At 48.8% G+C, this 26222-nt stretch carries 24 protein-coding genes; 8 read left to right on the top strand and 16 right to left on the bottom strand.

The window, feature by feature from the left end:
• Positions 1–45: 45 nt before the first annotated feature.
• From IEX60_RS12005 to glmS, 4 genes are all read right to left on the bottom strand, one after another.
• The gene (locus tag IEX60_RS12005; protein WP_188750913.1) at positions 46–1257 is read right to left on the bottom strand and encodes a FecR family protein; all 1212 of its coding nucleotides are present in this window, start codon (positions 1255–1257) and stop codon (positions 46–48) included.
• A gap of 54 nt (positions 1258–1311) precedes the next feature.
• Positions 1312–1908: an RNA polymerase sigma factor gene (locus IEX60_RS12010; RefSeq protein WP_188750915.1), complete on the bottom strand. Its 597-nt coding sequence runs from the start codon at positions 1906–1908 to the stop codon at positions 1312–1314.
• A gap of 89 nt (positions 1909–1997) precedes the next feature.
• Positions 1998–4184 (bottom strand): DUF4954 family protein, encoded by a 2187-nt coding sequence (locus IEX60_RS12015; RefSeq protein ID WP_188750917.1) that lies wholly within the window; start codon positions 4182–4184, stop codon positions 1998–2000.
• A 9-nt stretch (positions 4185–4193) separates the two neighbouring features.
• Positions 4194–6035: a glutamine--fructose-6-phosphate transaminase (isomerizing) gene (gene glmS / locus IEX60_RS12020; protein WP_188750919.1), complete on the bottom strand. Its 1842-nt coding sequence runs from the start codon at positions 6033–6035 to the stop codon at positions 4194–4196.
• Positions 6036–6209: 174 nt separating this feature from the next.
• Here glmS and IEX60_RS12025 point away from each other — a divergent pair, with 174 nt between their 5' ends.
• Positions 6210–7604 (top strand): alpha/beta hydrolase, encoded by a 1395-nt coding sequence (locus IEX60_RS12025; protein WP_188750921.1) that lies wholly within the window; start codon positions 6210–6212, stop codon positions 7602–7604.
• A 412-nt stretch (positions 7605–8016) separates the two neighbouring features.
• Here the strand turns inward: IEX60_RS12025 and sufD are convergent, their stop codons facing one another.
• Genes sufD through sufB form a run of 3 tightly spaced genes read right to left on the bottom strand, consistent with a single transcriptional unit; the run spans position 8017 to position 11570 of the window.
• Positions 8017–9315, bottom strand: a complete 1299-nt coding sequence (gene sufD, locus IEX60_RS12030; protein ID WP_188750923.1) for a Fe-S cluster assembly protein SufD — start codon at positions 9313–9315, stop codon at positions 8017–8019.
• A gap of 17 nt (positions 9316–9332) precedes the next feature.
• Positions 9333–10097 carry a Fe-S cluster assembly ATPase SufC gene (gene sufC, locus IEX60_RS12035; protein ID WP_188750925.1) on the bottom strand — a complete coding sequence of 255 codons (765 nt, stop codon included), beginning with the start codon at positions 10095–10097 and terminating at the stop codon, positions 9333–9335.
• Between the two features lie 21 nt (positions 10098–10118).
• Positions 10119–11570, bottom strand: a complete 1452-nt coding sequence (gene sufB / locus IEX60_RS12040) for a Fe-S cluster assembly protein SufB (RefSeq protein ID WP_188750928.1) — start codon at positions 11568–11570, stop codon at positions 10119–10121.
• A 233-nt stretch (positions 11571–11803) separates the two neighbouring features.
• Between sufB and IEX60_RS12045 the strand changes: the two genes are divergently transcribed.
• Entirely contained in the window at positions 11804–12274 is a 471-nt protein-coding gene (locus tag IEX60_RS12045; protein WP_188750930.1) for an Lrp/AsnC family transcriptional regulator, read from the top strand.
• Between the two features lie 4 nt (positions 12275–12278).
• Here the strand turns inward: IEX60_RS12045 and ung are convergent, their stop codons facing one another.
• Positions 12279–12950 (bottom strand): uracil-DNA glycosylase, encoded by a 672-nt coding sequence (gene ung / locus IEX60_RS12050; protein ID WP_188750932.1) that lies wholly within the window; start codon positions 12948–12950, stop codon positions 12279–12281.
• A 112-nt stretch (positions 12951–13062) separates the two neighbouring features.
• On the opposite strand from ung, the gene IEX60_RS12055 reads away from it, so the two are divergent.
• Positions 13063–13602, top strand: coding sequence for a tetratricopeptide repeat protein (locus IEX60_RS12055; RefSeq protein ID WP_188750934.1), 540 nt, complete (start codon positions 13063–13065; stop codon positions 13600–13602).
• A 1-nt stretch (position 13603) separates the two neighbouring features.
• On the opposite strand, the gene IEX60_RS12060 is transcribed toward IEX60_RS12055, so the two are convergent.
• Genes IEX60_RS12060 through IEX60_RS12070 form a run of 3 tightly spaced genes read right to left on the bottom strand, consistent with a single transcriptional unit; the run spans position 13604 to position 14998 of the window.
• The gene (locus tag IEX60_RS12060; protein ID WP_188750936.1) at positions 13604–14077 is read right to left on the bottom strand and encodes a hypothetical protein; all 474 of its coding nucleotides are present in this window, start codon (positions 14075–14077) and stop codon (positions 13604–13606) included.
• Between the two features lie 42 nt (positions 14078–14119).
• Positions 14120–14596, bottom strand: a complete 477-nt coding sequence (locus IEX60_RS12065; protein ID WP_188750937.1) for a DUF4293 domain-containing protein — start codon at positions 14594–14596, stop codon at positions 14120–14122.
• Positions 14597–14656: 60 nt separating this feature from the next.
• Entirely contained in the window at positions 14657–14998 is a 342-nt protein-coding gene (locus IEX60_RS12070) for a response regulator transcription factor (RefSeq protein ID WP_188750939.1), read from the bottom strand.
• 461 nt (positions 14999–15459) lie between these two features.
• On the opposite strand from IEX60_RS12070, the gene IEX60_RS12075 reads away from it, so the two are divergent.
• Genes IEX60_RS12075 through aat form a run of 3 tightly spaced genes read left to right on the top strand, consistent with a single transcriptional unit; the run spans position 15460 to position 18165 of the window.
• Positions 15460–17064, top strand: a complete 1605-nt coding sequence (locus IEX60_RS12075; RefSeq protein ID WP_188750941.1) for a Na+/H+ antiporter — start codon at positions 15460–15462, stop codon at positions 17062–17064.
• Between the two features lie 58 nt (positions 17065–17122).
• Positions 17123–17494 carry a 30S ribosome-binding factor RbfA gene (gene rbfA / locus IEX60_RS12080; RefSeq protein WP_188750944.1) on the top strand — a complete coding sequence of 124 codons (372 nt, stop codon included), beginning with the start codon at positions 17123–17125 and terminating at the stop codon, positions 17492–17494.
• 5 nt (positions 17495–17499) lie between these two features.
• Positions 17500–18165, top strand: a complete 666-nt coding sequence (gene aat / locus IEX60_RS12085) for a leucyl/phenylalanyl-tRNA--protein transferase (protein WP_188750946.1) — start codon at positions 17500–17502, stop codon at positions 18163–18165.
• A gap of 13 nt (positions 18166–18178) precedes the next feature.
• Here the strand turns inward: aat and IEX60_RS12090 are convergent, their stop codons facing one another.
• Both IEX60_RS12090 and IEX60_RS12095 read right to left on the bottom strand, forming a co-directional pair.
• A complete protein-coding gene (locus IEX60_RS12090; RefSeq protein WP_188750948.1) occupies positions 18179–18715 on the bottom strand; it encodes a Riean_0653 family protein in 537 nt (178 codons plus the stop codon).
• A 112-nt stretch (positions 18716–18827) separates the two neighbouring features.
• Entirely contained in the window at positions 18828–20693 is a 1866-nt protein-coding gene (locus IEX60_RS12095; RefSeq protein WP_188750950.1) for an outer membrane protein assembly factor BamB family protein, read from the bottom strand.
• A 190-nt stretch (positions 20694–20883) separates the two neighbouring features.
• On the opposite strand from IEX60_RS12095, the gene IEX60_RS12100 reads away from it, so the two are divergent.
• Complete coding sequence (locus IEX60_RS12100; protein ID WP_188750952.1) at positions 20884–21411, top strand: outer membrane beta-barrel protein; 528 nt, start codon at positions 20884–20886, stop codon at positions 21409–21411.
• Positions 21412–21474: 63 nt separating this feature from the next.
• Here IEX60_RS12100 and IEX60_RS12105 read toward each other — a convergent pair whose 3' ends face one another.
• On the bottom strand, positions 21475–22098 hold the full coding sequence (locus IEX60_RS12105) for a response regulator transcription factor (RefSeq protein ID WP_188750954.1): 624 nt from the start codon (positions 22096–22098) through the stop codon (positions 21475–21477).
• Between the two features lie 107 nt (positions 22099–22205).
• Between IEX60_RS12105 and IEX60_RS12110 the strand changes: the two genes are divergently transcribed.
• On the top strand, positions 22206–24155 hold the full coding sequence (locus tag IEX60_RS12110) for a tetratricopeptide repeat-containing sensor histidine kinase (protein ID WP_188750956.1): 1950 nt from the start codon (positions 22206–22208) through the stop codon (positions 24153–24155).
• Here IEX60_RS12110 and IEX60_RS12115 read toward each other — a convergent pair.
• Both IEX60_RS12115 and IEX60_RS12120 read right to left on the bottom strand, forming a co-directional pair.
• Positions 24142–25422, bottom strand: coding sequence for an alpha-hydroxy-acid oxidizing protein (locus IEX60_RS12115; RefSeq protein ID WP_188750958.1), 1281 nt, complete (start codon positions 25420–25422; stop codon positions 24142–24144). The genes IEX60_RS12110 and IEX60_RS12115 overlap by 14 nt on opposite strands.
• Positions 25423–25466: 44 nt before the next feature.
• Positions 25467–26219, bottom strand: coding sequence for a segregation and condensation protein A (locus IEX60_RS12120; RefSeq protein ID WP_188750960.1), 753 nt, complete (start codon positions 26217–26219; stop codon positions 25467–25469).
• Between the last annotated feature and the right edge of the window lie 3 nt (positions 26220–26222).

The raw sequence follows: 26222 nt of genomic DNA on the forward strand, positions 1-26222 counted from the left end.
AACGACACCCCTGACCTTCTATGACGTAGACCAATTGATTTTGTCTTAGTCTTTTATCGCAATAATCCTCCTTTCGTTTGCGGAGTTTCCGACTGTTTCAAACCGGATTCCTTCGGTTAGCGTGATATGTTCGAGCAGGTTGCGCAGGCTCTTGTCCATGGCATAATTGCCGGTGAACCGAATGTGCTCTGCGCCCCCTTTATAGGACATTTCAATATCATACCAGCGACTTAAGCGCTGCATGATCTTTTCCAATGGCTCATCGTTAAACACAAATAATCCGTCCTTCCAAGCCCCCACAATACTGGCTTCTGCCTCCCGGGCAACAAGTCCATCGTCAGTCCCTGATGTGATGGCTTCCTGTCCGGGAGAAAGTATAACCGCTGCCCCCCCCTCCGATTCCCCGGATACCGGGCGCTCCACCCGGACACGCCCTTCGATCAGTGTAGTAGTAGTAAGCGCTTCATCAGGATAGGCTTTTAAGTTAAACTCCGTACCCAGCACGTGTACGTTCTGCTGGTCAGTAATGACCGAGAAAGGGACCACCCGCCCATTATCATCCTTTTTTTTTGCAACGTCGAAATAAGCTTCGCCTGTTAGCATCACTATCCGCGCATCCGACGCAAAACGAGCGGGATAGCGAAGGGTAGTCTGCGCATTTAGCCAAACGTGGGTCCCATCAGGCAATGTTACCTGATAACTACCTCCGTGCGGTGTTCGGAGTTCATAGTAGCTCTCCTTAACTGGCTTTCCCTGTGCGGATAGATCCACTCCCGTGCCGTCTATATACGATACGCCACGTTCCGTCATGACAATTCCCTCCTGACTGGTCTTGAGTAACAAAGGTTTCCCTCCATCATAGGAAAGCTCAGCCTTATAGGTACCCGGGTCGGCATCCAGCGGTGTGTTAACCACCGATTGATTGTCTCCCAATCCTGCTCCAAACCGGAGGTAAAATAGGGCTGAGATACTCACGATCAGCACGACAGTCGCAGCAATGGACCAACGGCTGAGCCATATGGGTCTTTTTTGGCGATCATGGGCCAGTATCCGCCGTAGAATTTCGTCAGCACTACGTTCATCCTGACGAGGCACACTTCCCTCCGCTCCATCCTGCCAAGCTTCGCCTAATAGTGCTTCCAGCCGCTCCTGGTATGCGGAATCTCTCAATATCTCTTGCAGTGCAGCCAGTTCTTCGGGCGTACATACTCCATCCAGGTACCGTTGGACCAATTGTTTTAGCCGCTTATCCTCCATCGTTTCTTAATGACAAACGATCATCCCTTAAGGAGTAATGGCCGGCGAAAAATTTTAAAAAAAATAACAGGGGATGATCGCAACGATCAAAAGTGCAGTGTCCGTATGCGCCATCAGGTAGGCTTTTAAGGATCGTAAGGCTAATTGCATGTGCGTTTTTACCGTGAGTTTAGAGATGGAAAGCTGATCGGCCACTTCCTCATATTTCATGCCCTTTTCCTTACACAATTCATAAACCATTCGTTGTTGGGGAGGAAGCAGGCTTTTTGCGGTATCGATTAATCGGGCAGTTTCGCGGCCGTGGATGTGTTCGGCTGTCGTATCCGCAATATAATCCCGCTCGTCGTTCTTAACATGTTGTTTATAAAGCTCTTCTAGCTTCTGCTTACGTAGCACATTCAGTGCCAGGTTTTTAGCAGCCACCTGCAGGTAGGCATCCAGGTTCATGATTGCCGCGGCAGATTCATTGAGCCATAACTTCAAAAACACTTCATGCAGAATGTCTTCAGCCAGCTCGTTGGATTTCACCACCCGGACGGCATATGCATACACCTTGTGGCGGTAACGGTTATAGAGGACGCTAAAGGCGGTTTTATCTCCCTTGCCTATTTTGGCCAAAAGAATCTCGTCATTTGGATGTCCTTTAAACACTGCCGTCGGCTTTTTTAACTGGTTGTTAATCGGACAAATCTAATTTATTTTTTTGATTTGCCGAAACCGAAACCGTATGTAATACTATGCTATTGCAACAGATGGATTGCTTTGACGGATTCCGCGTATTGTGTATATTCTTCCTGTTGCTGTTGGATAAATGCATTGTCCTCCAAGCGTCCCACTACCGTATCCCGTTCTTCCTCATTTTCATACACCATTTGACGGAACGGATTTCGGTAATCCTTGGCACGTGTTTTATAAATTTCTCGGCAGATCCATTCCTTTGTGGCTACGCTTTCCGCCAGGCAGGCATCGAGGTATGCTGGGGTCAGCGCTGATTTCTCCAGTTCATGGATTTCCAGCAGGGCGGCGAGTGCATGTTCGAATTTATGCGTCAGGTACTGGCTGCTCAGCAGGTGATACTGCTGGTGGATGGCTTCCCATTCGACGAGCTCCCCGTTACGGATGCGGTCCAGCAAATCGTCAAGATCCGGTTTTCGGATAAGCTGTCCGCCCACATTTTCAAACTCGATCCGTTCCGGCCGGCCGGGCCGGTCTAGGTAACCGGCCCGGAGTTCGGCAACCGAGTGGGTGTCCAAATAAGACTTAAGTTGAGTAGCCGCATAGTAAGCGATGATGCGCCGGTAGGTGTTGTATCCTTCGCGCACTTTGATGAGCACTACCTTTCGCTTGGAATTCTCCACATGATCGAGTAGAATTTCCTTTTCATGCAAATCAATCGTTGTATCCATCAATATCGCTTTGCCTTTGACGGCCCAATCGGAAGGATTCCCTGCAGGATGGTAAGCCTTGCCTACGGCGATTTCGATTTCACGCAGGGCCACGAATGCCTCGTTCACCGTGTCGGGTGCCAGCACATCATATTCGAAATGCTGGTTTTTCAGCGAGCGCCGGTCGCGACTGATGAATTTAGCGTTGTTGCGCATGAGTGCATACATGTTGTACAAGAACCAATAGGCCGGGAGGATTACAATGCAGTCGTTTGCCACATCGTGACTCACCATAGCAAAAGGTAGTCGGATATCCAATTCGTGGAGGAAATCTCCTTTTACGATAAGCGTATATGATGCAAAACGCGAGTTATGCTTGAGGCTTACGCAGAGTCCGGGCCAAAAGCCCCGGTGAGCAATGATTTCGCCATCCGCACCGCGTGAGTTGTGGTTAGAACCTACCGTGGCCCCTGCCGCCATGTTACTCTGCCCCATCACCAGCGATGCACACAGGAAGGAATTATTGTGGTGCTGTTCGTGCGCAGGAAAGATGAGTGAGTTTAGCACTTCACAGCAAGAGATGGTACTGTTGTCGGCTAGGAAGGAGTTGATCAGCCGTGCGCCGTATTTGAGTTGCGAAAACGAGCAGAGGATAAAGCGGACTGCCTTAACGCCGTAAAAAATGCGGCATCCATGGCCAATAATACCGTTCACCAGTTCGCAACCCTCCCCGATCTGGGTGTAGGCACCCGCGATGGAATTAACCGTAACGTTCTTAAGTTTATTCACTCCCTTGATGTACGCGTCTGTGCCGATTTTTACGTCTTTGATGGTATGCGAATTTTTAATAACAGTACGGTGGCCCACTACGCTATAGTAGCCCCGGTGGGAATCAAACCGACGGAAGGTAATTTCGCGGAAGCGCGACTGCAGCACACGATCGTGCCGCTGGCGGGTCCAAAGATATACATCAGAAGCCTGCATGCCTTCAAATGGCAGCACAGCACGGCCTCCGTTTTCATTACAGAGTTCCAACTGGATGAGGCTGCTTTCCGCATCGCCTTCTTTCAGGATACCATTGCCGAATTTGGCATTATTGCTCGTTTCCATCTCATTGATGTTGAAGAGCATCACCTCTTCGCCCAGGATGAAGTGTGCCAAGTAACGTACATTGTGGATGGCATTGCACCCACCAATATCGCTGCTGACGATGACGCTGTTGTAAATGCCTATTGGCAACTGCAGGTCGCGAAAATCGAGAAAACTTTCCTCCATATCACCGATTCGCACTCTACCGTAGAACTTAGATTGCTGTATTTGTTCGGGCAGAAACCGATCCGTTACCCACACGTCTGCCCAATTGGGGGAATAGTTGCCATTTCGGTTTAGGATCACGATCTCGTCGTCACGAAGCTGTCGATACGTACGAACCGTCAATTGCTGCTGATTTCTGAAATGGTATTCATCCGCACCCTTGGGAAGGTATTCCTCTGGGACGAAGCCATACCCCAACTTGGTCAACGGTTTCCGTTTTGGCGTCATAAGGTACAACTATTCAACGGTTACCGATTTGGCTAGATTGCGGGGTTTATCCACATCCAACCCCCGTTCCACGCCGATGTAATACGCCAGTAATTGCAGCGGGATGACCGACAGGAGGGGAGCCACGATTTCATGAGCCTGCGGCACCACCATCACCGCCTCGGCTAGGTCGTTCACCGTTTCGTCTCCTTCCGAGACCACGGCCACCACCTTGCCTTTCCGCGCATTGATTTCCTGAATGTTGCTCACGATCTTTTCGTGATATACGTCTTTGGTAGCTACAAAGACCACCGGAAGTTTTTCATCCACCAGTGCTATAGGTCCGTGCTTCATTTCAGCCGCGGGATATCCTTCGGCATGGATGTAGGTAATCTCTTTGAGCTTCAATGCCCCTTCCAACGCAATGGGAAAATTGTATCCGCGGCCCAGGTAGAGGAAGTTATCTGCCTCTTTATACCTACGGGCAATGGTCCTGATGGCCTCCACCTGCGTGTCAAGAATCCACGCTACCTTGGCTGGCACCGCTTCAAGTTCGTGCAGCAGCTGCCGGAAAAACGCGGGATCAACGGTGCCCCGTAGCTGAGCGAGTTTCAGGGCAAACAGCTGCAATACCGCCACCTGTGCAGTAAATGCCTTGGTACTGGCCACGCCGATTTCCGGCCCTGCGTGGGTATAGGCTCCTGCATCCGTAATCCGCGCGATGGAAGAACCCACCACGTTAACGATGCCAAAGATGGTTGCCCCCTGCTTCTTGGCATTTTCGAGGGCTACAAGCGTATCGGCGGTCTCGCCACTCTGGGATATCGCGATGATCACATCCTGAGGCGATATGATGGGATTACGATAACGGAATTCCGAGGCGTACTCCACCTCCACATTAAGGCGGCACAGCTCTTCAATAAGGTATTCACCGATAAGTCCGGCATGCCAGCTGGTGCCACAAGCCACGATAACGATGCGGTGGGCCTGGCGTAGTTTCTCCTCAATTTTGTCCAGCCCGCTCAGCGTGATGTAACCCTGTTCGGCATTGAGCCTACCACGCAACGAATCGAGAATAGTCTTTGGTTGTTCGTTGATTTCCTTGAGCATGAAGTGGTCAAAGTTCCCCTTCTCGATGGCCGCCAATTCGAGGTCAAGCTTTTGCACAAACGGCGTAATACGCTCGTTGCCTAGATTTTTGAGAATAAGTTCGTCAGGTCTGACAATTGCCAATTCATAATCGTTGATGTACACCACCTCTTTGGTGTAAGCCAGCATCGGCGAAGCATCCGACCCGAGGAAATGTTCTCCTTTGCCGACGCCGATCACCAACGGGCTTCCTTTGCGAGCCGCGATGATGGTATCGGGATGTTCGGTATCAATCAACAGGATTACATAAGCACCTGTAACCCGCTTCAGGGCTACGCGCACCGCTTCTTCCAACGTGCATTCGTTGTTATGTTTAATGTCTTCAATGAAGTTCAGCAGCACTTCGGAATCTGTATCGCTATTGAAGGTATAACCTTTGCCGGCTAACTCGTTCTTGAGCTGTGCATAGTTTTCGATGATGCCATTATGGATCATGGCGATGTTGCCCGATGCCGAGTAATGGGGATGTGCATTGCGATCGGACGGTTCGCCGTGAGTAGCCCATCGGGTGTGACCAATACCCGTTGTAGATGCAACCGGATGATCTCCCGCATAGGCCTCAAGTGCAGCTACCTTACCTTGTTTTTTATAAACCGCGAGGTGATTCCCCAAATGCAACGCAACCCCGGCACTGTCATAGCCACGGTATTCCAGTTTTTTTAATCCGTCTATCAGTATCGGATAAGCTTGTTTTTGGCCGGTATAGCCTACAATTCCACACATAATTTTTCGAAATTAATTTTCGATAGAATGTCGGCAAAAATAGTGTTTTTAGTATTAATCAATCGATTGTTTTGTGTTTTTTTTACCCAAGCTAACTTCGGGTTACCAAGTACTTCCTACAATAAAACAGCTTACCCTTGGTTCAAAACAGCATAACTGCTATATTCGTATCTGATGGAGCGGCTTTATTTTTTTCTAACGACTCTCCTGTGCATGCTGTTCAATGGCTATGGATTGGCTCAGGAGCGCCCGGTTTGGGAGAATGACTTCCGGGAACGGTTTTCCAAGGTTGTGGACGACATTGAAAAGCGTCACCACATCACCATCCAATACGATTCGGCGAAACTAGCACAACTATGGGTTGCTTTTGCCCAGTGGCAATACCGCACAACCCCTGCACAGACACTCACAAACGTACTTGCTCCCTTGCCGCTGACCTACCGCCAACTGGATGACAGCACGTACCGCATCACCAGTTATGAGTATTTCCGGAAGCATCCCGAGGAGGGAGCGCAGGAACTTGCGCGGTTGATGGCCAGTTATCGCACGTTGTCCCAATGGAAAAGTCGTTCCGGCGATTTATCTTCCTGCATCCGTGAAACGCTTGGCTTGCAACGTATACACCGTACTCCGGTAACTGCGGCGGTAAAAAACTCCAAACGTCAATACGATGGCTATACCGTGGAAAATATTGCCATCGAAACGTTACCTGGATTTTACCTGGCGGGCTCTCTTTATGTCCCGACCGGTCATAGCGGGAAGCTGCCTGCCATGCTGTGTCCCAACGGGCACTTTGTCAGTGGACGGTACCGGCCCGATCATCAGTTGCGCTGCGCAATGCTGGCCAGGATGGGTGTCATCGCCGTTAGTTATGATCTGGTAGGCTATGGAGAGTCTATCCTGCAGCTTGAAGAAAGCGATCATCGCCGCAGCTTGACTGCTACCATACAAACGATCAACAATCTACGGATGCTCGATTTTATCTACGGCCTTGCAGCGGTTGATACGAGCCGAATCGGCATTACCGGCGCATCGGGTGGAGGAAGTCAATCTATCTTAGTGACTGCCCTGGATGATCGCATTAAATTAAGCGTGCCGGTCGTAATGGTCTCTTCCTATTTCTCTGGAGGATGTCCCTGCGAAACCGGAGCGGGGCATCATTTCTGTGGCGGTGGCACCAACAACGTCGAAATTGCGGCAATGGCTGCTCCCCGGCCCCAGTTGCTTATTTCCGATGGCAACGATTGGACGGCTGACTTCCCCGCTATTGATCTGCCTTATCTGAAGCAGGTATACAGTTTATACAATCAGGAGGACTTGATACAAAATGTCCACCTTCCTAACGATAAACACGACTATGGCCCTGCGAAACGCCAGGCCATGTACGCCTTTGTTGCGGAACATTTTTCGCTGGAAACACCGCCCTTCAAAGATCCTTCGGGCCACTTCTCGGAGGAAGGCTGCGTGGTGGAAGAGGAAGCGAAACTTTATACGTTTGAAATGGACAGCCAAAAACTGCCAGCTAATGCGTTACACGGCTTTGCCCAATTGCAAGAGGCGCTGCGTTGATTTGGGCAGCCGTATCCCTGATAAGCGCCTCCCTTAGCCCTAATTTACCCTTTTTATACCTTTTCTTTACTTCCCTGGTAAGGAAATGGTAAGGAAATGGTAAGCCTGTGGTAAGGAAATGGTAAGCCTGTGGTAAGGAAATGGTAAGCCTGTGGTAAGGAAATGGTAAGGCGGAGGTAAAGAAATGGTAAGCCTGTGGTAAGGAAATGGTAAGGCGGAGGTAAAGAAATGGTAAGCCTGTGGTAAAGGAAAAGTAAGTCAGCAGTAAGCGAGAACTAACCAATTGGTAAGTAAATGGTAAGCAAGTGGTAATAACGAGGTAACAAACGTCCCCGTGCTTTTAGGTGTGTCTCCACAGCACCGTCAAGACGTCCCGACCGCCAACACATATCCGCACGGCAACGGGACAAGGCTAAAGCCCTTCTTCCACTAAATGCTCAACATACTCCCGTACTACGGTATTGGCAAAGCGACTGGTCACATCAAACGCAAAGGCGTGCACCAGCAGTACCCGTGCCTGTGCCTCGCTGATGCCTCTTGCCCGAAGGTAAAATAACGCTTCGTTATCAAACTGCCCGATCGTACAACCGTGGCTGCATTTGACATCATCGGCAAAAATCTCCAATTGAGGTTTGGTATACACCGCCGATTTTTCACCGATGAGCATGTTATTGTTCTGTTGGAAGGCGTTCGTTTTCTGGGCATCGGGACGCACAAATATCTTCCCGTTGAATACCGCCGTAGACGTATCCTGTGTGATGTTCTTATACCATTCGTAACTCTCGCAATGGGGATGGATATGGTCTACGATGGTGTGGTTGTCTACAAACTGATTGTCGGCCGTAAGGGTCACGCCGTACAAATGGCTCTCTACTTCGCTATCGCCCAACCGTACGTTGATGTTATTCCGTACAAATGCAGGCCCCGGAAATGTGCAATTGTAATTATTATACAGACTGTGCTTTTCCTGATATACCTCCGTATGGTTAAGATAACTGCCTTGTGAAGCCGCCGTCTGCAAATAGTAATGCTGAAACTTAGCTCCTTCACGTACCACGATTTCCGTCACCTGGTTATTCAGGCTACGTGCCGCTTGCGGATCTGTTACAAATGATTCCACGATTTCCGCTTCCGCGAAGGTACTGATCACATATAGGTTACGCACCTGATTAAATACCGGCTGACGCGCGTTGGATACATAGATCACGTGGATGGGCTTTGACAACTGGGTGTTTTTACCCACTTCGATAAATAACCCAGCGGTAAACAGCGCTGTATTCAGCGTTACAAACGGATTATCCGTTTTGTCGGCAAACTCAGCAAAATACTTGGCAAAGCAAAGGCGTTCAAACGCCTGATCAATGGGCATGATGGACAAGCCCGGCATATCAACCGTATCCGAAAGTCCCGCGTGATATTTTCCGTCCACCAATACCACACGGTAGGCATCCAGTTGAGGAATATTAGCACCATCAAGATCGACCGCTACCAAAGATGGTTCGGCATCCAGTTCGTAATGCTGACTGATAAGCGGTTGGACATTGGTGTATTTCCAATCCTCATTTTTGACAGTGGGAAATCCGGTACTTTTGAAGCGTTCAAACGCCTGCTTCCGGATTTCATCCAACGAACGGGGTTCTGCGGAGGGCAGGTTCCCGCCGTAGGTTTTAATCAATTGACTATATAATGAATCGCTTACTTGTGTAATCATGATTTCTTTGTGGTGGTTTAGACTGCCTTTTCGGCATCCACCGTTTCCTTAATCCAATCGTATCCTTTTTCTTCGAGTTCCAACGCCAACTCCTTGGTACCCGAGCGGACAATACGTCCCTTGTACAGTACGTGCACAAAATCAGGAACAATATATTCCAATAACCGCTGGTAATGGGTAATAACGATGAAGGCATTTTCCTGAGACCGCAATTGGTTCACGCCCCTTGCAACAATACGCAATGCGTCGATGTCCAGCCCAGAATCGGTCTCGTCAAGGATACCCAGTTTGGGTTCCAGCATAGCCAGCTGGAAAATTTCATTACGTTTTTTCTCACCGCCAGAGAATCCCTCATTCAAAGAGCGATTGGCTAGCTTGGCATCAAATTCGACCAATTTCTGCTTCTCCTTGACGCGATTTAAAAATTCGCGGGCTTCCAACGGGGGAAGTCCTTTATAGGCACGTATCTCGTTAAGCGCAGTCTTAAGAAAATTAATATTGGAAACTCCTGGTATCTCCACCGGGTATTGAAACGCAAGGAATACTCCTTCCCGTGCGCGGTTTTCCGGTGAAAGCTCCAACAAATCTTTTCCATCCAACAATATTTCGCCTTCGGTGACCTCATACGCCTCTCTTCCGGCAAGCACATTGCCCAACGTACTCTTGCCTGAGCCATTAGGCCCCATAATAGCATGTACCTCTCCTGCTTTCACTTCGAGGCTAAGCCCTTTCAATATCTCTTTATCGTCTACAGATGCGTGTAAATTCTTTATACTTAACATGGTTTCTTTTTCACTATTTTTTTACCCCACACTTCCTTCAAGGGAAATGGCCAATAATTTCTGTGCCTCCACAGCAAACTCCATAGGCAATTGGTTCAGTACTTCCTTAGCATAACCATTCACAATCAATCCTACAGCCTTTTCGGGGTCAATGCCCCGCTGCGTGAGGTAAAATAATTGATCCTCGCCAATTTTCGAGGTCGTGGCTTCGTGCTCCAATTTAGCGGTTTTATTCCGATTTTCGATGTATGGAAATGTATGCGCTCCACAGCGGTCACCAATCAGCAACGAGTCGCATTGTGTAAAGTTACGTGAGTTTTCAGCTCCCGGGCCAATTTTAACCAACCCGCGGTAACTGTTTTGACTTACACCGGCTGAAATCCCCTTGGATACAATCTTACTGCGTGTATTTTTGCCCAGGTGGATCATCTTTGTCCCGGTATCCGCCACCTGCTTATTGCGAGTCAATGCCACAGAATAAAACTCGCCCACCGAATGATCGCCTTTCAGAATAACTCCCGGGTATTTCCACGTAATCGCCGAACCGGTTTCGACCTGTGTCCACGATATTTTGCTGTTATCGCCCTTACATATACCGCGTTTGGTGACAAAGTTGTAGATTCCTCCTTTACCATCCTTATCTCCCGGATACCAATTCTGGACCGTGGAATACTTAATTTCCCCATCTTTGAGCGCGATCAATTCTACGACGGCGGCATGCAACTGGTTTTCATCCCGCATGGGCGCAGTACATCCTTCCAAATAGCTTACATAAGCACCTTCGTCAGCAATGATCAGCGTGCGTTCAAACTGCCCAGTATTTTCCGCGTTGATTCGGAAATAGGTGGAAAGCTCCATAGGGCAGTGCACTCCCTTGGGAATGTATACAAAGGAACCATCAGAAAATACGGCCGAATTTAAAGCGGCGTAGATGTTATCCGTTTGCGGCACTACCGAACCCAGGTATTGCTTAACCAGCTCAGGATGTTCTTGAACGGCTTCACCAAAGGAGCAGAAAATAACACCCTGCTCTTTCAGTTTCTCACGAAATGTAGTTTTGACGGACACGCTGTCAAACACGGCATCCACCGCAACCACACCGGCTAATACCTTCTGTTCATTCAGCGGAATGCCTAACTTTTCAAAAGTAGAAACCAGTTCAGGATCCACTTCGTCCATGCTATCCAACTGAGGTTTGGCTTTGGGTGCCGCATAATAGGAGATGTCCTGGAAATCTACGTCGGGATGTTCGAAGTTCTGCCAGGTGGGCATATCCATCTGCAAAAAATGACGCAATGCTTTAAGCCGCCATTCCAACAGCCATTCGGGTTCGTTTTTCTTGGCCGAAATCAGCCGGACAGTATCTTCGTTAAGCCCTTTGGGGGCAATGTCCATTTCGATATCCGTCGTGAACCCGTATTTATATTCTTCGAGCGCGAGCTCTTTCAATAATTCATCGTCTTTTGTACTCATAACACACCTTTCTCGATGACTGTAATTAAGCCAGCGTGTAGCCGCCAGCCTTTCGAACTGCAAAGTTACAATTTAAGTGGCAATAAACCTTATATACCCGAACCTTCATTTACACCAGCTCACATTCTCGTTATATTTTTACAAATCAGTGATAATGAAGATGATTTACATCCAAACAGACAATTTGGAAAATAAATCGTATTATTGCCAAATATAATTTGGTTGCCTCAAACATGCCTTTTCAACCCGACAAAACAGATTTCAAAATCCTGAAACTATTGCAGGAAAACGGCCGGATTACAAACCTGCAGTTAGCATCCAGCATCGGACTTTCGCCGGCTCCCACATTGGAACGCGTGCGCAAACTCGAAAACTCGGGGTATATTAAAAGCTACCACGCTTTCGTCGACGAAGAAAAACTGGGGTTAGGTATTAAATCATTCATCCAGGTATCGCTCGACTTTCATACCCACAATGCCATTCCCGAATTTGTAGAAGCGGTTCAACATATCAAAGAGGTAACCGAGTGTCATCACGTGACCGGCCAATGTGATTTTATCCTGAAAGTTTACGTAAAAGACATCAAAGCCTATGAAGCCGTTATCATGGAAAAAATAAGTAAAATTCCGTACGTAAAGACTTTTCAAACCATGATGATCATGTCTACCAGTAAAAAAGAACCCATCGTACCGATGGAATATTAAACGGTTACACTTGCCAGTCGATTGGTTCCAACCCCTGTTCCACCAAAAACGCATTGGCTTTGGAAAAGTGCTTACAGCCAAAAAAACCGTTATGTGCTGAAAACGGCGAAGGATGGGCGGCTGTCAGGATGTGATGCTTCCGGTAATCGATCAGCGCAGCCTTGTCTTTGGCGTATCGGCCCCATAGCAAAAATACGATGCCGCTCCGCCTTGCGGACAACTCGGCAATGGCCTTATCCGTGAAAGCTTCCCAGCCCTTTCCCTGATGCGACCCTGCCGTATGAGCCCGTACCGTAAGCGTCGCATTAAGCAACAGGACTCCCCGATTGGCCCAAGCCGTCAGGTCTCCGTGCGCCGGAATCTGGAATCCGGGTATATCGGTACTCAGCTCCTGATACATGTTGCGGAGTGACGGGGGAATTCCCACACCCCGTGGGACAGAAAATGACAAGCCGTGCGCCTGCCCCACATTGTGATAAGGATCTTGCCCCAAGATAACCACCTTGACCTGGTCGAAGGGTGTGTGATTAAAGGCATTGAAAATAAGATGACCAGGAGGGAAAACCGTGTGCTGCTTTTTTTCTATTTGGAGAAATTTTTTGAGTTCGTGCATGTAGGGCTTGTTAAACTCGGGCTCCAGCACAGCCTTCCAACTGCTTTCTAATTGTATGCTCATAACGCAAAAATACAGTTATTTGTAAAAAGTTTACGCTCCCTTGTTAAAGCGCGCGAATAAACGGATATTTGCACGATTATTGAGTGCACATTTAAGAATTAAATCGATCAACATGTCTAATATCGTCCGCATCATCCTATCTACCCTTCTCCTAATCGGCACCGTCGCCCTGTTCATCTACGGGCAATGGGGATGGGGTATATTGGGTATATTCGTTACCATTCTGGCTTTTGTGACGGTATTTTTTAATGAGAACATGCTGCTCGCCCAGTTTTACCTGCGCAAAGAGAACATGGCCAAGGCGGGTCAATGGTTAAATCGCATTACCCACTACGAAAAACAACTGATCCGTGCCCAACATGGCTACTATCATCTGCTGTTGGGCCTCATGGAATCGCAGAAATCTCCCATGCAATCGGAAAAGTACTTCAAAAAAGCCCTATCGTTAGGCCTGCACATGGGACATAATGTTGCCTTAGCCAAACTAAGCCTTGCAGGCATCGCCATGGCAAAGCGCAACAAACGGGAAGCCACCAAGTATTTACAGGAGGCCAAACGGGCGGATAAAAACAAATTATTGGCCGATCAGATTAAAATGATGAAAGATCAGATGGGTATGATGGATCGGCAGCAGCAGATCCGCTATCGATAAGTTAATCTTCCAAGGCAGAAGACCCCATGATATAAACATCCAAAAACCGGCCTTCTTCCGTACTATCTTCAAACACAATCTTCACCAGCTGGATTGCTTCGCCCTGGATTTCATCAGCAGTGATGGTTAGCTTCGCGGGTGTTTGCGGCTGCAACAGGTAATGCAGGTAGTTCTGCCTGTCCTCAAAACGCATGAGAACGCGTCCCATCGTGAGGGTTGAAAAATAATATGCGTTCCGAGCGGTGTCTACCAACTGTGTTCCATAAACATTGATTTTCAGTTCCCTTGGTTTGTCTTTCAGGCTGGTAAGAGATAGTGTCACGGTGGCTTTTCGGGTGGCCGGGTCAATGGCGAATTGCTCTGCTTCGAACCGGATATCGTCGACAACGACCACACTGGAATCTTGCCCGATAACTCCATGGGATACCTGCCGTGCTGACGTAACTAAAACAGGGAACATCAACATTCCTATCATTACCAGTCGTATTATCTGTATCGCTTTCATCCCAATCCGATCTTATGACCGCAGTCGATCCGCCGATTTAATTAACTTTTCATCTTTCCGGATACCCCCCATGGCCATAAACAGAAAGATGATGCTGATGGGTAACAGAAAGAAACCGACCCCGATGTTTTGGGCCGAGAGCGATTGACTAGCCGCTGTCAGCGCTGCACTTGCCGCCCCGTAGAGCCAGGCACCAAATAGCAGAATGAGCACCACTGCCAACAAAATTAACCGGACTTGTTGCTTACGGTTCCGGAATTTAAAAATGATATAAAGCGGGAATACCCCAAGCAACACAGTAGCAACCGTTTGCAAAATGAAAAACTCATCGCGTATCGCCTGCCCTTCAAGGCCATGATAGATTCCGGTTACCTTCAACGCCTTGCCCAAGCCACCTATGTCCGAATACTGAAGATAAGGGAAAAGGAACAAAGCAAACAGGGTAGCTGATGCTAAAAACAACCAAATACTTTGGATACGTTGGATCATAACGCTCGTGATTTACTGGACAGGCAAACTTAGCCAAACTTGCCTACAAAAACAAACAACCTAAAGCCACTTGTGTTTGTGAGCGAGGCTGATTGCTTGCGCCTGCGAGTTAATATGGAGTTTGTGGTAAATATTGTCCATATGCTTGCGGATGGTCAGGTAACTGATACCTAAGGCTAGGCCGATGCGTTTGGCATCCCATCCGTTTACAAGATGACGCAATACTTCCTTTTCCCGTTCGGTGAGCAGGGGTGGCATCTCCTGCCGTTCAGACGCCGGTAGCTGGTCGCCTACCGATGTGCCACCGGGTTCATGAGCTATCCATTGGATTTGCCAACCGCATTGTTCGGCACGAAGCCGCATTAAAGACATCGGGTAGTCTGTACATCCATTCGTCAGCATTGACTTCTTTCGGACTCCCCGTCCTAGAAGCTGTTACCTCAACGGAAGGCCAGCTTTTTCTCTCAGCACCTAAAATGTCCTCGTTTGACATGTCCATACTGAAAGCCTGCGCCGGCCGCTTCCTGCTCGAAAATTGTTATGCCCCTGACAAACTTAGACGGCTTCAATAAGAAGCTGGAAGAAATACGAGGGCACTTTGACATCGTCAATTCCATTCCGATGCCAGCATCAAATCAAATTAGTCACCTCCAAAGGTATAGGTGGCACATATGACGTTCGTGGCAATGCATACAACCCAACCGCCTCGGATATTACAGCGGGCAACTGCGCCAAATACTTAATCAATTGGATGGTGAATAATCTCTTTGAGTTAGCGGTCACTCAAAGAGATTACTTTTTACACTGCGTGCATTCATCATCCAATGCACTGAACTTGAGCAGAAAAATGTATTTTTACTCCCATGATTGAACACCAACTTCTGCTCGTTCTCGCGCTTTTCTTTGCAATGGCTCTGCTTTACCTGCTCAGCCAGCGCATTAACATTTCGTATCCGATCTTTTTGGTCATCGGTGGGCTGGGTATCAGTTTTATTCCCACGGTCCCCAATATCACGGTCAGTCCGGATCTTATCCTGCTCATTTTCCTGCCTCCGCTGCTGTTTGAGGCGGCCTGGTACACATCCTGGAACAACTTCTGGCGGTGGAAGCGTTCCATCCTGATGATGGGATTCGGCCTGGTGTTCTTTACATCGCTGGCCATTGCTTATTTTTCAATCAACATCATCCCCGGTTTTACGCTGGCCCTCGGTTTCCTGCTGGGCGGTATTATTTCTCCGCCCGATGCCGTTGCGGCCACTTCCGTACTCAAAGGGGTCAACATGCCCCGGAGGGGGCTCACCATTCTTGAGGGCGAAAGCCTGATCAACGATGCCGCTTCCCTCACCGTATTCCGCTTTGCGGTAGCCGCTATCCTGACCGGACAATTTGTGCTGCAGGAGGCGGTCACGGATTTCTTTGTGCTGGCCGTCATGGGTGTATTCGTAGGGCTGGTCATTGGCCACCTGCTTTATTTCATTCTCCGCTATTGGGCCAAGTCGTCCAGCATCACCACGCCGATCACCCTCATCGCTCCGTATATCATGTACGTCGTAGCCGAAGAGCTGGAATGGTCGGGCGTCCTTGCGGTGGTGAGCGGCGGGCTGTTCCTCTCATTCCGGTCAAAAGACTACCTCAACTACCATACCCGCATGCAGACCAAAGAGGTGTGGGAAACAGTGGGCTTCCTGCTCAACGGCTTTGTGTTTATCCTGATCGGATTGGAACTGCCCGTCATCGTAGATGGATTGGGTGATTATTCCATGGAAGAAGCCATCCGGTACGCCCTATTAATATCGTCCATGGTGATTGTGATCCGCATTGTCCTCGTTTATATTACCGCTTTCGTACCGCGGTGGGTCAGTGCCCGTGTCAGGGCTAAAGAAAGGAGTCCTGGATTGAAATTGCCTTTTATCATCGGCTGGGCAGGCATGCGCGGTGTTGTATCCCTAGCTTCGGCACTCGCTATTCCGCTGGCCCTTCAAAACGGCGATGCTTTTCCGCAGCGCAACCTTATCTTGTTCATTACCTTCGTGGTCATCCTGGTCACGCTGGTGTTTCAGGGGCTCACCCTGCCTATCTTCCTCCGCCTCCTGAAAGTGGAGGAAGTGGATGACGTGGTGCCCATTGAAGAACAGATGGAATCTATCCGGCTGCGGCTTGGCAAACAGGCCGTTGCGCACATGGACAGCCACTATCCGCAGGAGATGGCGGCGCATGAAACGATCGCCCGCATCAAGGAGCAGTTTGTCCGCAGCATACAGGCCACCGAACTGGCGCTCAATGAAGACGGGAAAAAAGAAGAACTGGCATCGGTACGGCGGCTGCAGAAAAAAATTGCCTTGGAGCTGATCGAGCTGCGGCGAGCAGAACTGCACCGTATTGCTGAAGAAAAGCGCTATGACGACGAGGTGATCCGCGATTTGGAGCACAACCTTGATCTTGAGGAGGCCCGGTTGAATAAACAATAAAAAAACACTATCTTTGCATAACGTATTGATTACCTCTTTTAATTAAGCACCTACAACCATGAGTACAGAAAGTAAACGGCAGCAACGATTTGCTGGGGTTATCCAGCAGGATTTGGGGGAGCTTTTCCAACGGGAAGGCGGTGCATGGGCACCGGGAGCGTTTATAACAGTGACCCGCGTACGCGTTACACCGGATTTGGCTATTGCACGGGTATACCTGAGTTTCCTGAATACCAAGCAGGCTAAGGAAGACATCGCTCATGTCAAATCCCACGCCAATGAGATCCGCTACAAATTGGGAGCACGCATCAAACACCAAGCGCGGATCGTACCGCAATTGGAGTTTTTCCTTGACGACACGAATGAATACGTGGAACACATGGATAAACTTTTCGACGAAATCAGCAAAGAACCCCGACAACCGGAATAAGTTGGATGATCTTTCAACTGGACGAGCACGACATCCGCTTCCCGGACCCGGCATTCGCCGAGCCCGATGGGTTGTTAGCCATCGGTGGCGATTTACGCACGGAACGTCTCTTGGAAGCTTATCGGCGGGGTATCTTCCCTTGGTATAGCGATGACACCCCCATCTTATGGTATTCGCCCCATGAACGGTTTGTCCTCTTTCCGGAAGAGTTAAAGATCAGCAAAAGCATGCGGCAAATCATGCGATCGGGTCGGTTTGCTGTGACCGTTGACCGCGCTTTCGATCAGGTGATTTTGGCTTGCGCTACCCAGCCTCGCCCGGGGCAGGATGGTACCTGGATTACAGACGACATGCAGGATGCATACATACGGCTCCATACCCTGGGTCACGCACATTCTGTAGAAACATGGCATAACAACGCGCTGGCAGGTGGACTCTATGGCGTATCGGTGGGCAACGTATTTTGCGGCGAAAGCATGTTCAGCCGCGAGGCCAATGCTTCCAAAATGGCATTGATTGCACTCTGCCGGTCCGGAACCTACCGATTGATCGATTGCCAGGTGTATTCCGATCACCTCGCCTCACTGGGAGCGCGGATGATACCGCGCGATCAATATAAGACACTTCTGGATCCAAAAAAAAGCCCTCCGGGGCACCGAAGGGCTAACTGATGCGTTGGAGAATTTAAAGGCTCATGTTGAATGCTCCATCCGTAACCTCTCGCATGGATTGGTCCTTCGAGTTTTTGGCGGTGAATTGGAATGTACCCTTGATGACTTTGTCAGTCAGCTCAGCAATCTTGATCTCGCCCGACACCGAGGAATCGAAAGGAGCTTGCCATACCTGTGTATTGGTGGGATTGGAGATGTTGACCTCCGTATAGCTTGCGCTGATGGAGATACTCGCACTGCCACCGATCTGATAGGTTCCCGGGCTATCGACCCCGTTCATTACCAATACGATGGCTTTGCCTGAACTCTCATTTCCCTGTACCGTAATCATGGATGTCCCGCCCACGTTGATGCGGTTGGCCACACTCGTCATTTTGAGTGAGGCAAAGGCCGCACCATTGATTTTGGCTTTGATGGTACCGGGGGCAGCGTCGCCACCGGGGCCTCCATCTTCATTTTTTTTGCAGGATGTCGTTGCCATGGCACAGGCTAGCATCAGCAGCAATACAAAGTTAGTTTTCAATCCATTCATTGTTCTTGTTGTTTTCATTTGATACGTATTTGATAGTAGTTAAAAATCTGATTGCCCGATAACCCGGTAAGGCGTGCCGCGCATAAGCGCGGCACACGCAGACCAGGCACCATGAAAATGTGTGCCGGAATCACAGCCCATAGGCTGATATTTCGTTGGCTTTGGATTTATAATACAGCATTCCGCCTAATTCGTCGACTTGATATTCGGGTTTCTTATCCCGCAATACAATTTCCTTTTCCACTTCCCCGGTATCCTTCCCCACACGGACCAGCCCTACACCACCGTCGAGGTCGGTAAGGATAAACTGGGCATTCTGCGTGGCCGCCGTCGCCCGGAAACGTTTGTTCATCTCGGCGAAAGATGCCGACGCAACATTCGCAAATCCCTCCTGATAGGCTTTCATCTCCTCACCATAGCTATTCAGCATGTTGCTGCCGGCATAATGGCCGTACCGACCACCTTGGTAAGCTGCTGCCGCTGACATCGCCATCGATGCTACCGCCAGCACACCCGTGGCAGCCTTGACGAAACCACTTTGGCCAGGAGATTTATGGTAGGCATGAAATATGTCTTTCCCGTCGAAACCCACCAGCATCAAATTCTGGCTGGAGGTAAGCAGGATTCCCCCGTTTCTTACCATCATAGAAGTGGGTGCTTCTTTTTCCTTGAAAGCGATCGACGCGAAGGTACTGATATCACCTGTACGCTCATCGATTGCGACCACCTCGTCGCCCGTACTGATTAGATAACGTTGGTTCGCCTTGTCGTACGTGCTAGCCACCGCTTTCGCTTTCTTGTATTTGATGGGCTTACTCCAAATGGATTCCCCAGTAGTAAGGTTGAAAATATCTGCATCGGTATCCGTAATGTAAATTAGTCCGCGGGGCGTTAACGCCATCGTGTGGATATTTTCCCCCGTATTGAGCGGCTTCTTAAATAAGGCTTTGCCATCAAAGGAAATCTTGTTAATGCCTCCTTCGTATATACCGAACAGGATGCCGTCATCCACGATGTAGAAATGCTGTACAAATCCTTTTGTCTTGGGAGCTTTCTCCCAAAGATCTTCGCCGGTTGCGGCGCTCAGAAAACTGATCTTCGATTCTGAAGCTCCGGCAAGTTTGCCGGCAATGCCTTTTTTGTCTGAATTGTCCACATCGCTTACCACGGCCAATCCCTGCGGTAAAATTTCGAAGCGGGTGACTTTTCCTTTGATCTTGCGTTCTTGCTTCCACAGTTGATCACCGGAATTACTCACCTTATGGATGCGTGTATCACCATTGGGCCGTTCCTCGAATCCATAAATCTCGTTGCCCGATTTATCAGCGACCAGCCAGGTGATTTTGTCCAGATCGGCTTCCCACAGGATTTTCCCATCGCTGAAATCCGCACAGATCAGGTTTTTTGTAGTAGGTACCAGCACTTGGTTGCCAGAAAGATAAGGTTCCCCCGAACTCACTGGCACGCTATTGCCCATGCGTACCTTGCCCGCTCCCGCATCCAGCGAAGAAAACCCTTCCTGTTTGCCGGTAGCTAGATCGTAGATTCCGACGGCAAGCATATCTTTCTCAGCCCGCGTACGGTTTCCCACCACGACCAGCTTGTTTTGGGGAAGAAACACGCGGGCCTTAGCCACCAACTTCCATCCATTTTCTTCAGTGGCAAAGAGCATCTTGCCCGATACCACGTCTATCACCGTCTTCTTTGACCCCAGCATGCCGCCCTGATTGACGATAACATAAGGCGACATCGGCACAAATTCAAGTTCCTCCTGCTTCACTTTGCCGTATTCCTGGAATACAAAGTGAGGTGCGCTAGCTCCGGGCTTGATGCCCGCCAATCCACCCCCGCCTGCGACTACCAATACGCCCGCCTCCGTGAGCGTCATAAATTCAATCTTGCCTCCCAGATCATACGTAATGTTCGGTTGGTCTTTCTTCTGTCCATAGGCGGTGAGTAGAAATGCCACCAATGGCGTTACGAGTAATTTTTTCATGGTCTATAAACTGTTTTTGAATACTGGGGTAAAGGTAGCGCGGCATGAAAAACCGTCCTATTCGGAGGGTTACGTATTTCGTATACGGGTTTATACGTAGGTACAATCGGTACTGTTCCGTATTTGCTGCGTTTATAAGCACCCGTACTTTTGAGTCGATTTAAACAGTAATCCTTTAATCCAAAAAACAATGAAAAAGAAAACTAAACTCGTATCACTTATTGTATTGTTTACCGCTCTCGGAACTTCGAGTTCCTTTGGCCAAGCGTTTGAACAAGGAGACAAGCTGCTCAACATCGGTGTAGGGCTGGGCAGCCAGTTCATGGCCGCAGGAGCCAAAGGTACCCCGCCGGTAGGCCTCAGTCTAGAATTTGGCGTCAGTGACAAAATCAGCGTGGGCGGCTATGCCGGCTATGCGGGAGCCAAAGTAGAAACAGTTGTGGGCGACTGGAAATACAATTACATCATCGTAGGCGGCCGGGGTTCTTACCATTTTGACTTCGGCGTGGAAAACCTGGATCCCTATGCCGGTGTGCTGTTGGGGTACAACATCGCATCAGTAAGCACCGATACGAATTTGCCTACCGCTTCGGCAGGTGGATTTATCTGGGGTGCACATGCCGGCGCACGGTATTTTTTTAGCCCCAAATTCGGTGCGTTCGCAGAAGTCGGCTACGGCATCGCCTGGCTGAACGTGGGCGTGGCGCTAAAGTTTTAGTATGTCCGGAAATCGTACATACTTGGGTTGGGAACGCTGCGGTTTCATAGTTACCGCAGCGGCTCAAACCAAATTATGGGCAAATGCATACTTAATCAGGCCAACGGTATTGGTACATTTTATTTTGCGCATCAGGTTTTTGCGGTGCACTTCAACTGTACGGTCGCTGATAAACAACTGGGCCGCAATTTCCTTATTGGTAAGTTCTTTGATAATCAGCCGCAGCACCTCAACCTCACGGTGGGTAAGCGGCTCATCGGATTCGGGTTGTTTTGCCAGCTGAAATAATTTATGGCCAACGTCGGCACTTAGGTACGGTCTTCCGTTCAGCACCGATTCCATGGCCTGGGCTAATTCCTCCATGGCGCACTTCTTCAGCACGTAGCCATCCGCACCCGCAGCGATGACCTCTTTAATGATGGGCGCTTCATCATGCATGGTCAACACGATGGTTTTAAGCCCTGGAAACAACGTCTTAGCCTGCCGGATTAAGTCAAGGCCATTCATATCGGGCATCGAATAGTCTGTTACCATCAACTCGATAGGCTTCACTTTCAGCAACGCCAATGCATAAGTGCCTGAGTGGGTTGATGCCACGATATCAAATGTGGTGTTATCCCGGAAAACCATTTTCAGCCCTTCGGTAAGAATGGGATGGTCATCAACCAATAAAATTCTATGCTTCATCACAGGTTTATATGAAAAAAATTTAGCTTGAACACAAAGTTAAATTTTTTTACGATTTTTATTTCAATATTCAACTAAATTATGGACACAACCAAATCCTAATGGACATGAAGACCTTTTACCTGCTTTTATTTACACTGATTGCTCAACTGCCCTGCTATGCACAGCTATCTGCGGAACAACAAATCGACAGCCTGAAAAGGGAACTCGGAAAGAATTTAACCAAGGCTCAGAAGGCCAAAGTATATGGAGACTTATCTTGGTATTACAATTCCGTATCGCTGGACTCTGCCTTCCGATACGGCAATGAAGCTTTGGAAATCGCCCGTGAAATCCATGACCGAAAACTAATCGCTCAGTCTTTAAGCGATTTAGGTGCAATTTATTTCATAAAAGGAGAAATTGATAAATCACTTGATTTATATAATCGATCGCTCGATATACGGAAAATAGAACAAGACGAAGAAGGCATAGCTTCTCTCAACTTTAAAATTGGCGCGGCTTATTTCAAAAAATCCGAACTGAAAAAAGCGATGTCCCATTACTTAGAAGCCCTACGCTATTATGAGCAAATCAAAAGTGAAAATGTAGTCGCCAACCTGCATAGCAATATTGCCGTCGTCTATACTTCGCTGCATAATTACTCCAAAGCGCTTAGTTACCTGAAGATGGCGGAAACTTATTTCCAGCAACATAGCTTATATGCACCTCTTGCCAACGTAACACTTTCAATGGGTAACGTCTATTATGCGTTGTTAGACACTGCCAAAGCACAAGACAGTTACCAAAGAACCATTGATATTGCAAAAAAGGGTCAAAATTTTCTTGCCGAAGCCTCCGCTTACAACAATTTGGGACAAATACACACGGATCTTGAACAACATAAATTAGCGGTTGATTATATTCAAAAATCACTGGAAATCCGTACCCGCGAGAAATTGGAATCTGACGTGGCGAGTAGCAACATTACCTTGGCAATAAATTACGCCAAATTACGCAATTTCACCAAATCAAAATCATTGCTTCTGAGCAGTTTGAACCATTTCCAACAAACGGGTAGTGGCGAGAAAATAACTTCAATTTATTACCAGTTAATTGCAGTTTACGCCGGATTGGGCGAAGTAGACAGTGTATTCCACTATATGAATCTTTACAAACAAAATCAAACAGCCGAACTGGATAATAAGGTAATCGAAGTCAGTAGCGAACTCGAAACCAAATATCAAACTGAAAAAAAAGAGCAGCAGATCGAAATTCTTCATCGGGAAACAGCCATCCAAAAGTTACGGTTACGACAACGTGGTCTGCTTCTGCTGGCCGCTATGGTTGTACTCGCGAGTGGGGGCATCTTGGTCTTTTTCGTTTTCAAACAACGTCGGTTGAAAGCGGAAGCACGCTTGCAACAGGAAATAAACATCCAACAGGAAAAAGCCACGCGTGATGTATTGGACGCCGAAGAACGCGAACGTCGCCGTATCGCCAGCGATCTGCACGACGGCGTAGGGCAAACCTTATCCGCCGCACTGCTGAACCTTAACTACCTACACAAAAGCATAGCCGAAGGGAAAACACCCGATCCGCAAGCGATGGATAATGCATTGGGCCTAGTAAAAGATAGCTATCAAGAAATGCGTAGCATCTCCCACCAAATGATGCCCAATGCACTGCTGAAAGCTGGCCTGGCTACTTCCATCAAAGAATTCCTGGACGCAATAGACGGCAAAAACATCAAGGTAAATCTCAGTGTATCCGGCTTGGCCGACCGGCTGGACCAACAGCTTGAAACGGTGCTATACCGCGCTGTACAGGAAGCGGTAAACAATGTGGTCAAGCACGCCCAAGCAACCCGGTTGACCATCCAGCTTATGAAAGACGAAGAAGGAATCTCGGTCACCATTGAAGACAACGGCAAAGGGTTTGACCCTTCAAGCGTTGACTATACCGAAGGCATAGGGCTGAAAAATATCCGCTCACGTGTCGGATTGTTGCAGGGAAGTGTGGAGGTAGACACTGCACCGGGCAGAGGAACCGTAATTGTTATTTTCATTCCGATCTGACGGAAACCATGTCTTCATTAATTTCCGAAACACGCCGGCAACCGGCGAGTCTTGCCGTAAGCTCAAAATCATTCAGAAAGTTCTGCAGAACCGCCTCCACACCTTGCTGTCCCGCTATCGATAAACCATAAGCGTAAGGCCTTCCCAACAGCACCGCGTCGGCCCCGAGGGCAAGTGCTTTGAATAGGTCGCTACCGCTACGGATACCGCTATCGAGCAGCACAGGATAAGGCTTGGGAAGGGCCTTTCGGATACCCAACAACGCGTCAAGCGTTGGTATCGCACCGTCTACCTGCCTTCCGCCATGGTTAGACACGATAATGCCGTCGGCCCCCGCATCCACCGCTTTAAGCGCGTCATCCGCACGCAAAATACCCTTGATAAGAATGGGCAACTGGGTTTGCTGCCGCAACTCATAGACCTGATCCCAGCTCAATGCCGGATTCGAATAAATATTGACAAACAAGCGAACCGCTTCCAGCGGCGCTTTGCGTAAAAGGTTCTTAACGAGACCACCCGGATAATTTGCTTTGAGCCGCAACAGGTTACCGATCGTGGCCCATGTTACAGCCGGTTTGGGTGTTCCTGACATAGCCATCCCTTCGCCTTCCGCAAGCAAGGCATTGAATACCGGATCGGATGTATACTGCGCAATGCCCATCCCCCGCAGAAAGGGCAAATAGGCAAGTTTCAGGTCGCGGTTACGCCATCCCAATAAGGTAGTATCCACTGTGAGGACAATCGCGCTACAGCCACAGGCTTCCGCACGCTGCACAAAAGAGCGTACCAAATCATCCGATTTACTCCAATACAGCTGGAACCAACGGGAAGTATCGCCCATATCCTGTGCACATAGCTCCATCGGTGTGCCCGCCTGATTAGAGAATATGAACGGAACGCCTACCTCCCGGCAGGCACGGGCCACCAAACGGTCTGCCTCCGGGCAGATTAGGTCAAGCACACCAATGGGGGCCAGCAAAAGAGGGAATGCCAAGTCCTGCCCAAACAACCGGGTGGAAAAATCCGGAGAAGCATCGCCACGCATCATACGGGGCCGGATAGAAACCTTTGAAAACGCAGTCCGGTTGGCTGCTACACTTAATTCGTCGCCCGCACCGCCCGCCAAATACGCCCACGCATGTGCGGACAGCCTTTTTTTTGCCGCTGCACGCAGTTCGTCCGCATGAAAGGGTACCGCAGCGCGCTTTCCCGACATGCCGGTTAAAAAAATGGTTTTCTGCCGCTGCAAGGCATCGATATAGGCCATCTGTCTGTCATTGGTTTGAACAATGACTTAAAGGTACATAAATTTTAAGGGGTTTTCCGCTCCAATACCCAAAAATTGTTGAAACCCAATCCGCTTTGCAATTCCAGGAGTTGTTGCTGGAGCATTTCCAGGATGGCCAGGAAGTTGTAGACAAACTGCACCTTGTTTTCGGAATTTCTAACAATTGTGCCGAAATCCAGCTTTTTGTTGATAGCCACCAACGAAGCCATCGCTTTTTTCTGCTGCTCAATTGTATAGGGATACTTAACCACCGTATGCCGCACTTCGTTATTGCGTGATGTATAGTTGTACATGAGTTTCTCATACACCAACATCAGCTTATATAAGTCGAACGTCGTTAGCTCCTCTCCCTGACCGGCGTGTTCCCCTGCCCGGCGTAGATCGGTAATTAGGTTACCCCGCCTGAATTGCAGCAACCGCTGTTCTTCGAGCAAACGCAGCTCTTCCGATATTTCCTTAAACTGTTTGTACAGCACCAGTTTCTGTACAAGGTCTTGCTTCGGATCTATTTCGTTACCCGCTTCGTCCAATTCCGGCCGGGGTAGCAGCATCTTTGCTTTAATCCGCATCAAGGTGGCTGCCACAAAGATAAATTCACTCGCCAATTCGATGTTGAGTGCCTGCATATGCAGGATGTAGTCCAGGAAATCGTTGGTAATTTTGGCAATCGGGATGTCGTGGATATTCAATTCATCGCGCTCGATGAAAAACAATAACAAATCAAAAGGCCCCTCAAATTGGGGGAGCTTGATCTCATATCCTTCAGCTTCCGTCATACA

It is taken from the genome of Parapedobacter defluvii, from assembly GCF_014642075.1.
Taxonomy (GTDB): domain Bacteria; phylum Bacteroidota; class Bacteroidia; order Sphingobacteriales; family Sphingobacteriaceae; genus Parapedobacter; species Parapedobacter defluvii.

Coding starts and splice junctions, on each gene's coding strand:
- glmS (WP_188750919.1), bottom strand. CDS start 6,035: ATGTGTGGAATTGTAGGCTATACCGGCCAAAAACAAGCTTATCCGATA.
- IEX60_RS12100 (WP_188750952.1), top strand. CDS start 20,884: ATGAAAAAGAAAACTAAACTCGTATCACTTATTGTATTGTTTACCGCT.
- IEX60_RS12060 (WP_188750936.1), bottom strand. CDS start 14,077: ATGATAGGAATGTTGATGTTCCCTGTTTTAGTTACGTCAGCACGGCAG.
- IEX60_RS12105 (WP_188750954.1), bottom strand. CDS start 22,098: ATGAAGCATAGAATTTTATTGGTTGATGACCATCCCATTCTTACCGAA.
- IEX60_RS12115 (WP_188750958.1), bottom strand. CDS start 25,422: ATGGCCTATATCGATGCCTTGCAGCGGCAGAAAACCATTTTTTTAACC.
- aat (WP_188750946.1), top strand. CDS start 17,500: ATGATCTTTCAACTGGACGAGCACGACATCCGCTTCCCGGACCCGGCA.
- rbfA (WP_188750944.1), top strand. CDS start 17,123: ATGAGTACAGAAAGTAAACGGCAGCAACGATTTGCTGGGGTTATCCAG.
- sufB (WP_188750928.1), bottom strand. CDS start 11,570: ATGAGTACAAAAGACGATGAATTATTGAAAGAGCTCGCGCTCGAAGAA.
- IEX60_RS12005 (WP_188750913.1), bottom strand. CDS start 1,257: ATGGAGGATAAGCGGCTAAAACAATTGGTCCAACGGTACCTGGATGGA.
- IEX60_RS12015 (WP_188750917.1), bottom strand. CDS start 4,184: ATGACGCCAAAACGGAAACCGTTGACCAAGTTGGGGTATGGCTTCGTC.
- IEX60_RS12120 (WP_188750960.1), bottom strand. CDS start 26,219: ATGACGGAAGCTGAAGGATATGAGATCAAGCTCCCCCAATTTGAGGGG.
- IEX60_RS12055 (WP_188750934.1), top strand. CDS start 13,063: ATGTCTAATATCGTCCGCATCATCCTATCTACCCTTCTCCTAATCGGC.
- sufD (WP_188750923.1), bottom strand. CDS start 9,315: ATGATTACACAAGTAAGCGATTCATTATATAGTCAATTGATTAAAACC.
- IEX60_RS12045 (WP_188750930.1), top strand. CDS start 11,804: ATGCCTTTTCAACCCGACAAAACAGATTTCAAAATCCTGAAACTATTG.
- IEX60_RS12095 (WP_188750950.1), bottom strand. CDS start 20,693: ATGAAAAAATTACTCGTAACGCCATTGGTGGCATTTCTACTCACCGCC.
- ung (WP_188750932.1), bottom strand. CDS start 12,950: ATGAGCATACAATTAGAAAGCAGTTGGAAGGCTGTGCTGGAGCCCGAG.
- IEX60_RS12025 (WP_188750921.1), top strand. CDS start 6,210: ATGGAGCGGCTTTATTTTTTTCTAACGACTCTCCTGTGCATGCTGTTC.
- IEX60_RS12090 (WP_188750948.1), bottom strand. CDS start 18,715: ATGAAAACAACAAGAACAATGAATGGATTGAAAACTAACTTTGTATTG.
- IEX60_RS12065 (WP_188750937.1), bottom strand. CDS start 14,596: ATGATCCAACGTATCCAAAGTATTTGGTTGTTTTTAGCATCAGCTACC.
- IEX60_RS12075 (WP_188750941.1), top strand. CDS start 15,460: ATGATTGAACACCAACTTCTGCTCGTTCTCGCGCTTTTCTTTGCAATG.
- IEX60_RS12110 (WP_188750956.1), top strand. CDS start 22,206: ATGAAGACCTTTTACCTGCTTTTATTTACACTGATTGCTCAACTGCCC.
- IEX60_RS12070 (WP_188750939.1), bottom strand. CDS start 14,998: ATGCTGACGAATGGATGTACAGACTACCCGATGTCTTTAATGCGGCTT.
- sufC (WP_188750925.1), bottom strand. CDS start 10,097: ATGTTAAGTATAAAGAATTTACACGCATCTGTAGACGATAAAGAGATA.